At 74.0% G+C, this 7,836-nt stretch carries 7 protein-coding genes and 1 pseudogene; 1 reads left to right on the top strand and 7 read right to left on the bottom strand.

Features of this window, described 5'->3' with window-relative positions; translation table 11 throughout:
- From ACWD3D_RS30060 to hisI, 3 genes are all read right to left on the bottom strand, one after another.
- Window positions 1–305 (bottom strand): Trp biosynthesis-associated membrane protein (locus ACWD3D_RS30060; RefSeq protein WP_451463913.1); only part of this gene is annotated, 305 nt, incomplete at its 3' end.
- Between the two features lie 59 nt (window positions 306–364).
- Window positions 365–1,873 (bottom strand): anthranilate synthase component I, encoded by a 1,509-nt coding sequence (locus ACWD3D_RS30055; RefSeq protein ID WP_451463912.1) that lies wholly within the window; start codon window positions 1,871–1,873, stop codon window positions 365–367.
- A gap of 11 nt (window positions 1,874–1,884) precedes the next feature.
- Window positions 1,885–2,280 carry a phosphoribosyl-AMP cyclohydrolase gene (gene hisI, locus ACWD3D_RS30050; RefSeq protein WP_451463911.1) on the bottom strand — a complete coding sequence of 132 codons (396 nt, stop codon included), beginning with the start codon at window positions 2,278–2,280 and terminating at the stop codon, window positions 1,885–1,887.
- An 85-nt stretch (window positions 2,281–2,365) separates the two neighbouring features.
- Between hisI and ACWD3D_RS30045 the strand changes: the two genes are divergently transcribed.
- A complete protein-coding gene (locus tag ACWD3D_RS30045) occupies window positions 2,366–2,998 on the top strand; it encodes a TIGR03085 family metal-binding protein (RefSeq protein ID WP_451463910.1) in 633 nt (210 codons plus the stop codon).
- 27 nt (window positions 2,999–3,025) lie between these two features.
- Here the strand turns inward: ACWD3D_RS30045 and ACWD3D_RS30040 are convergent, their stop codons facing one another.
- The 4 genes and pseudogenes from ACWD3D_RS30040 to ACWD3D_RS30025 all read right to left on the bottom strand — a co-directional run.
- A complete protein-coding gene (locus tag ACWD3D_RS30040; RefSeq protein WP_451463909.1) occupies window positions 3,026–4,645 on the bottom strand; it encodes a sodium/solute symporter in 1,620 nt (539 codons plus the stop codon).
- A gap of 141 nt (window positions 4,646–4,786) precedes the next feature.
- Window positions 4,787–6,148 (bottom strand): PucR family transcriptional regulator, encoded by a 1,362-nt coding sequence (locus ACWD3D_RS30035; RefSeq protein WP_451463908.1) that lies wholly within the window; start codon window positions 6,146–6,148, stop codon window positions 4,787–4,789.
- Window positions 6,149–6,519: 371 nt separating this feature from the next.
- A complete protein-coding gene (locus ACWD3D_RS30030) occupies window positions 6,520–7,050 on the bottom strand; it encodes a hypothetical protein (protein WP_451463907.1) in 531 nt (176 codons plus the stop codon).
- Window positions 7,051–7,077: 27 nt separating this feature from the next.
- A pseudogene (locus tag ACWD3D_RS30025) lies at window positions 7,078–7,773 on the bottom strand (helix-turn-helix transcriptional regulator); the annotation flags it as partial.
- Window positions 7,774–7,836: the final 63 nt, after the last annotated feature.

Genomic DNA, 7,836 nt, shown 5'->3' with positions numbered 1-7,836 from the left:
ACATCAGCCTCGCCCCGTACTTGTCCGTCAGCGCGCCCACCGGGATGCGGCCGAGCGAGCCCGACGATCGCCAGCGCGGCGGGGGCACCGGTGACGTCCTGGCCGGCGGCCGTCAGCGGGAGGCTGCCGCCGGCGACGGCCGCCTCGCCCCGGGCCCAGGTCTGCCCGGAGGCGAGCAGGACGACGGCGGACCCGAGGGCGCCGAGGAGCAGCCCGAGGGCCAGGCTCCGGCGGCTGCCGGGGGCGTCGGACGCGGTGGTACGGGCACGGGGCTGGGGTACGGGGACGGCGCTCACGCCTTCCACTATCCCCTACCGCCACCGCGCCCGTCGGGTGGCCCCTGATCGGCCGGGGCCGGCCGGGGTCACCCGGTGGGCGCTCCGTGGTCGCGGAGCCGGTTGGCCGTGTGGACGGCGCGGAGCACCGCGGCGGCCTTGTTGCGGCACTCGTTGTCCTCGGCCACCGGGTCGGAGTCGGCGACCACGCCGGCTCCGGCCTGGACGTACGCGGTGCCGTCGCGGAGCAGCGCGGTGCGGATGGCGATGGCGGTGTCGGAGTCGCCGGCGAAGTCGAGGTAGCCGACGCAGCCTCCGTACAGTCCCCTGCGGTTGGGTTCGAGCTCCTCGATGATCTGCATGGCGCGCGGCTTGGGCGCCCCGGAGAGGGTTCCGGCGGGGAAGCAGGCGGTGAGGACGTCGAAGGCGGTGCGGTCCTCGGCGACGCGGCCGGTGACGGTCGAGACGATGTGCATCACGTGGGAGTACTTCTCGACGGACATGAAGTCGACCACTTCCACGCTGCCGGGTTCGCAGACGCGGCCGAGGTCGTTGCGGCCGAGGTCGACGAGCATGAGGTGCTCGGCGCGTTCCTTGGGGTCGGCGAGGAGTTCCTCGGCGAGGGCCTGGTCCTCCTGAGGGGTGGCGCCCCGGTGCCGGGTTCCGGCGATGGGGTGGACCATGGCGCGGCCGTCCTCGACCTTGACCAGGGCTTCCGGGCTGGAGCCGACGACGTCGAAGCCGTCGAACCGGAAGAGGTACATGTACGGGGACGGGTTGGTGGCCCGCAGCACCCGGTAGACGTCGAGCGCGCTCGCGGTGCAGGGCGTCTCGAAGCGCTGGGAGGGCACGACCTGGAAGGCCTCGCCTGCCCGGATGCGTTCCTTGATGTCCTCGACGGCCTCCTGGTAGGCCGGGCCGCCCCAGAGGGCGGTGTACGGCGGCAACTCGGAGGGGGGCAGGACGGCCGGGGCGTTCTCGACGGGGCGGCGCAGGTCCCGCTCCATGGCGTCGAGCCGGGCGACGGCGTCGGCGTACGCCTCCTCGACGCCGCTCTCCAGGTCGTTGTGGTTGATCGCGTTGGCGATCAGCAGGACGGTGCCGTCCCAGTGGTCGAGCACGGCGAGGTCGGAGGTGAGCATCATGGTCAGCTCGGGGAGGCCGAGGTCGTCGCCGCCGTGGTCACCGATGCGCTCCAGGCGGCGCACGATGTCGTAGCCGAGGTAGCCGACCATGCCGCCGGTGAAGGGCGGCAGTCCCTCGGTGCCCGCGAGGTCGCGGGGGGTGTGCAGCGCCTCGGTGGTGGCGCGGAGCGCCTGGAGCGGGTCGCCGTCCAGCGGGACGCCCACCGGCGGGGTACCGATCCAGTGGGCCTGGCCGTCGCGGGCGGTGAGGGTGGCGTGGCTGCTGACCCCGATGAAGGAGTACCGCGACCAGGTGCGGCCGTTCTCCGCGGATTCCAGCAGGAAGGTGCCGGGGCGCTCGTCGGCGAGTTTCCGGTAGAGCCCGACCGGGGTGTCGCCGTCCGCGAGGAGCCGCCGGACGACGGGGATGACGCGCCGGTCGACGGCCAGCTTGCGGAAGGTGTCGAGATCCATGTCGGCCGGCCTCACTGGGTGTCGGTGTCGAGCAGGACGTCGCGGTCGAAGCAGGTGCGCGCGCCGGTGTGGCAGGCGGCGCCCGTCTGGTCGACCTTGACGAGGACCGTGTCGGCGTCGCAGTCCAGGGCGACGGAGACGACACGCTGGGTGTGGCCGGAGGTGTCGCCCTTGACCCAGTACTCCTGACGGCTGCGGGACCAGTAGGTGCAGCGGCCGGTGGTCAGGGTGCGGTGCAGGGCCTCGTCGTCCATCCAGCCGAGCATGAGCACCTCACCGGTGTCGTACTGCTGGGCGATCGCGGGGACGAGTCCGTCGGCGCCGCGCTTGAGGCGCGCGGCCACGGCGGGATCGAGGGTGCCTGCGGGCGGGTTACCGGGCGTGCCGGACGGGGGCGTGCTGCTCATGGGCCCCATTGTGCCGCGCGCACCGGCGCCGGAAGGTGCCCGGTCCACTGGGCGGACCGTGTGCCGCGGTCGTAGGCTGGCTGGCATGTCGACCCATGCGAAGCGTGAACGTCTACTGCTGGCCGACCTGTTGGAGGCGGCGGGCCCCGGGGCGCCGACCCTGTGCGACGGCTGGCTGACCCGGGATCTGGCCGCTCACGTGGTGGTGCGCGAGCGCCGGGCGGACGCGGCTGCCGGGATCGTGCTGGGCCCGCTGAAGGGCCGTATGGAGCGGGTGCGGCAGGAGTACGCGGAGAAGCCGTACGAGGAGCTGATCCAGCTCGTCCGCACGGGGCCGCCGCGCTTCTCCCCGTTCGGGCTGAAGCAGGTGGACGAGGCGGCCAACACGGTGGAGTTCTACGTGCACGCCGAGGACGTCCGCCGAGCTCAGCCCGACTGGTCCCGGCGGGAGCTGGACCCGGTGTTCGCCGATGTCCTGTGGGCGCGCATGGAGCGGACCGCCCGGATGCTGGGGCACCGTTCACCGGTGGGGCTGGTGCTGCGCCGCCCGGACGGGCGGACGGCGGTGGCGCGCAAGGGCACGCCGGTGGTGACGGTGACCGGGGAGCCGGGCGAGCTGCTGCTCTTCGCGTTCGGGCGGCAGTCGGCGACGACGGTGGGCCTGGAGGGCGACGAGGACGCGGTGGAGCGGCTCCAGCTGTCGCAGCTGGGGATGTGAGGGGCGGCCCCGGCGTACGTCCTCCTGTCAGGTCCGGGGCGCGCCGCGACCGTGCGTGACGGTGGCCCGCACCTTGTGGCGGGCCGGTCCGGTGGCCTCGTCGCGGCGTGTGCGGGCGGGGCGTCGGGAGCCGAGGAAGGCCAGCAGGAAGCCGGCCGGGACGGTGACGAGCCCCGGGGTCTGCAACGGGAACCAGTGGAAGTCGTGGTCCGGGAAGAGCGCGATCGGGGTGCCGGAGACCGCCGGTGACGACGCCATCAGCAGCAGGATCAGCGGCAGGGTGCCGTAGACGGTCCAGCGCACCCCGCGTGCGGTGAAGCCGGGCCGGAAGAGGGCGTTCAGCAGGACCGGCGGCAGGACGGACGCGGCGGCCGCGAAGGAGAGCGAAAGCAGGACCTGCGGGTTGCGCTCATGGGTGTACGCGGAGACGAGGACGGCGAGCGCGCCGATCGCGAGGACGGCCCAGCGGGCCCGGCGGATCTCCCGGGCGGACGCCCGGCCCTCCCCCTGGGCGCCGGAGTGCGCCCCGAAGTCCCGGGCGACGCTGGAGGCGGCGGCGAGGGTGATGCCGGCCACCGCGGCGAGGGTGGTGGCGAAGGCGGCGCAGGCGACGAGGGCGAACAGCAGGCTCTGGCGGGGCCCCGCCGCGCCGGGGTCGAGCGCGCCGGTCACCATCAGCAGGGCGGTGTTGCCGCCGGGGTCCCCGGCGCGCAGTACGTCCGCGCCGAGCAGGGCCGAGGCGCCGAGTCCCACGACGACGATCCCGGCGCAGAGGACGGCGACCGGGGCGACGGCCCAGACGCGCACCCGGCGCGCGGTGCGCGCGTCGCGCAGGGGGTGCAGGCGCATCGTGAGGTGCGGCATGCAGGCGGCCCCCAGGACCAGGGTGACCAGGAACCCGGTCAGGTCCAGCGCCCCGGTGCCGGTACGGCCGAACTGGGCGCCGGGCGAGGCGTAGTGGGAGCCGGCCCCGCTGCCCTCGCGCGCGGCGTCGAAGAGGGCGAGGGGCGACCAGCCGTACCGGGCGAGGACGAGCCCGGCGAGCAGGGTGACGACGGCCACCACCACGCCGACCTTGAGGATCTGGACGTATCCGGTGCCGCGCATCCCGCCGAAGGCGGAGTAGCCGACCATCAGGGCCCCGCTGGCGACGGTGCATCCGGTGACCGCCCCGTCCGGCAGCCCGAACATGGCGGCCATCACCTTGCCCGCGGTGGTGAGCTGGACGAGCAGGAGGGGGGCCAGCACGGCGAGGGTGGCGACCCCCAGGGCCCTGCGGACCGAGGGGTCTTGGAGCCGTTTCGCGAGGAAGTCGCCGAGGGTGAACACCCCTGCCGCGCGCAGCCGTTCGGAGAGGACGCGCATGACGAGCACCAGTGAGGCGACGGTCGCGAGCGCGAAGGTCACTCCGTCGAACCCGGCGAGCGCCACGGAGCCGGTGGTGGAGAGCAGGGTGGCGGCGGAGATGTAGTCCCCGGCGATGGCGAGTCCCCCGCCGACGGGCCCGAGGGCGGCGCCGCCGCCGGCGTAGAAGTGTTCCGGGTCGTCCTGGTCGGCCGCGGCGAGCCCGCAGAGCAGCAGGGAGAGAGCGACGAACCCGAGGAAGATCACCACTGCGAGGGACCGCGCGTCGGTAAGGGAGGACATGACGGGTACGCCACCAGAGGAACCGATCCCCGTACAGGGAAAGGGCGTTCACGGATGCGCCGGTACAGGGGGCGGGCCCGCACCCTGTGTGCCGGCACATCCGAACCGCTCGAACTCGCCTTCCTGACACCCTGACCGGCGTCAGTCGCCGAGCAACCGCCGGGCCGCCAGCGCCAGGCAGACCTCCACCGCGTCCGCCGGGCGGGTCAGACAGCGTCCGGAGAGCTGCTCGAACCGTCGCAGCCGGTTCAGCACGGTGTTGCGGTGGCAGTAGAGCCGCGCCCCGGCGCGCTGGGCCGAGCCGTCGGCTTCGAGCCAGGCGGTGAGCGTCTCGATGAGGACGTCCCGGTCGGCGGGGTCGATGCCGTCGAGGGGGCCCAGCACCCGTTGGGCGAGCGCGGTCCCGAGGGCGGGCGAGGAGACGACCAGCGCGGTCGGCAGGTGCTCGTCGAGCAGGACGACGCCGCCGGAGGCCGGGCAGGCCCGCAGGGCGGTCTCGGCGAGCCGCCGGGCCTCGCCGAGCGCGGCGAGCCCCTCGACGGCGGAGCCGATCCCGACGGCCGTACCCGCCGGGGCGGTCATGTCCGCGGCAAGGCGGGCCAGTACGCCTCCCGTTCCCGTACCCGTCCCGGCGCACCCCTGCGGAGCGCCCGCGCTCGCGTCCGTGCCCGCGGTCGCGGTCGCGGTCGCGGTCGCGTCGGCGGATTCCAGTGCCACGACGGCCAGTTCGACCTCGGGCCCGGTGTGCCAGAGTGCGACGACCCCGTCCGGGAGGACCACGGGCGGGGAGGTCGCGGCGTGCGGGGTGCGCTGGGCCGTACGTACGGCGAGGACCGCGTACCGGCCGTCCTCCCGCAGCCCCAGCGCCGTCGCGGCGTCGGGCAGGTCGGCGATGCGGGCGGTGCCGTCCAGCAGGGCGGCGGTCATGAGCCGCTGCCGGTTCTCGCGGCGCCAGTCGATGCGCTGTTCCGCCTGCCGGTAGGCGTCGGTGAGGACTCCACAGTGTTCGTCGACGAAGTTCCACACGTCGGCGGCGACATGGACGAGGAGACGGACGTCCTCGGGGTCACGGCGGGCGGTCTCGTCCACGAGCCCCTGCCACACCATCGCCCCACCGAGGCGGAACGCGTGCAGGACGGCGTCGAGCGGCACGCCCTGCTCGGCCCTGATCTCGCCGATCCAGCGGGTGGTGCGGTGGGCCGCCTCGCGGAACTCGCGGGGCTGGATCAGCGAGCCGACGTTGTGGCGCAGGGAGTGGTGGACCTCCTGCCAGATGTCGGCGCGGGTGGACTCGATCGCCGTACGGTAGCCGGGCTCCTGCTCGTACAACACCTCGACCAGCCGTTCCGTCAGCTCGGGCAGCTCTTCGAGCAGTACCCGGGCCGAGCGGTGCAGCACCTCGATCGCCTCCCGGTCCGCCAGCGAGCGGAATCGCTGGGGCAGCGGCGTCACGGGGGGCGTCGCGTGCAGCGCCCTGATCCGAGGACGTACGACCTGTGGCATGGGGGCCTCCACCGGGAATCGGCCGGGCCGTTGGGCACCGGCCCGGGCACCCGGCCCGGCAGGGGCGCGAGCGCAACCGAACGATCCTGACGCCCGCAGAATGGCATACCGGCCAGTCGGTACCTAGGGGTGTGCGTGGTTCTTATCATCACGGTCCGGCAACCTCCCGGACACATTCGGCCACGAGGGCGGCAGGATGCGAGGGGACGGACGGCACGGATGGCACGGACGGCACGGACGGCACGGACGGCACGGACGGCACGGACGGCACGGACGGCACGGACGGCACGGACGGCACGGACGGGACAGGACCGCGCCGGGCCCGCGCCGGGGAAGAACGGAGGCCCCTCGGAGCTCCGCGCCCAGGGTTCCTACGAGAGGCCGGTTTCGCCCGTCTCCGCGAATCGGACCACGGCTCCGCGCAGGAGATCGAGAAACTCCGGCAGATCGTCCGCGACCCTGTCGAATTCCGCCCCGCCCGGGGCGGCCGTCCGCGTCCGGTGGATCGCGCCGCCCCGGTCGGCGACGAACAGGCCGCCCCCTCCGTCCGATCCGATCACCAGGCCGTGCGGGTCATCGGCCTCCGGCATGAAGACGGCGCCTTCCTCCGAAAGCCGGCGCAGCAGCTCGCGCGCCGAGTGGATGAAGTAGCCGTTGCCCACGTCCGGCAGGGCGACCGCGCCGAAGGACTCGTAGAACGTCAGCAGATCACCGAACGCCAGAGACTCCCGGGCCAGGTCCCGGGCGGCACGACGGTCGTCCTCGTCGGCGACCCGGACCCGGTGGTCACCGGGCGCGAAGCCGTGCGTCTCCTCGAAGGTCAGGAGCATCGCGCCCACCACGTCCGTGATCTCCTGACGCCATCGCGCGAGCCAAGCAGCGGAGTAGGGCGGTCGGTCCATGGCCGGATCGTCCCACTCCCGTCTTCCTCACGGCCAACGGTCCATCACCCGGGCCAGTTCGGTGCGGGAGCGGACCCCCAGGGCGGCGAAGATATTGCGCAGATGGTGGTCGACCGTGCGCGGGCTGACCGAAAGCCGCCGGGCTATCTCCCGGTTGGTGGCCCCCTCCGTCACGCAGCGGGCGATCCGCTGCTGCTGGGGGGTGAGCGCCGCCGCGGGACCGGCGTCGGCGGCCGGGGCGTCCACCGCCTCGCCCGCGGCGCGCAGTTCACCGGCGGCCCGGTCCACCCAGGCGCGTGCGGAGCAGCGTTCGAAGCCGACCAGGGCGTCGCGGAGCGGGCCGCGCGCCTCCCGGGTACGCCGCCGTCTGCGCAGCCACTGGCCGTACAGGAGTTGGGTACGGGCGCGCTCGAAGTCGCCGCCGGCCCGGTCGTGATGGGCGAGCGCCTGGGCGTAGCGCGCCTCCGCCTCGTCGGCGGGGGCCAGCAGTGCGCGGCAGCGGGCGAGTTGGGCGGGGGCGTGCGGGTCCGTGGTGCGGCTGGTCCAGATGGAGAACTCTCGTACGGCGTCGGCGAGTTCGTCAGCCCATTCGGCGTCCCGGCCGGCCAGTACGGCGGCTTCGACGTAACACGGCAGGGCGAGCATCCGGATGCCGAAGTGGCCGTGCCGGGGCCCGGGGCGTACCAGGGGGGCGAGCCGGGCCGCCGCTCGACCTGCGTGACCTGGAGAAGCGCTACGGCTACCCGTACATGGTCATCCACCGCAGCGACCTGCACGGCCTGCTGT

This window comes from Streptomyces sp. NPDC002690, assembly GCF_053592415.1.
Note: the sequence above shows the minus strand (reverse complement) of the source record. Positions and strands in the feature narration are given on the sequence as shown.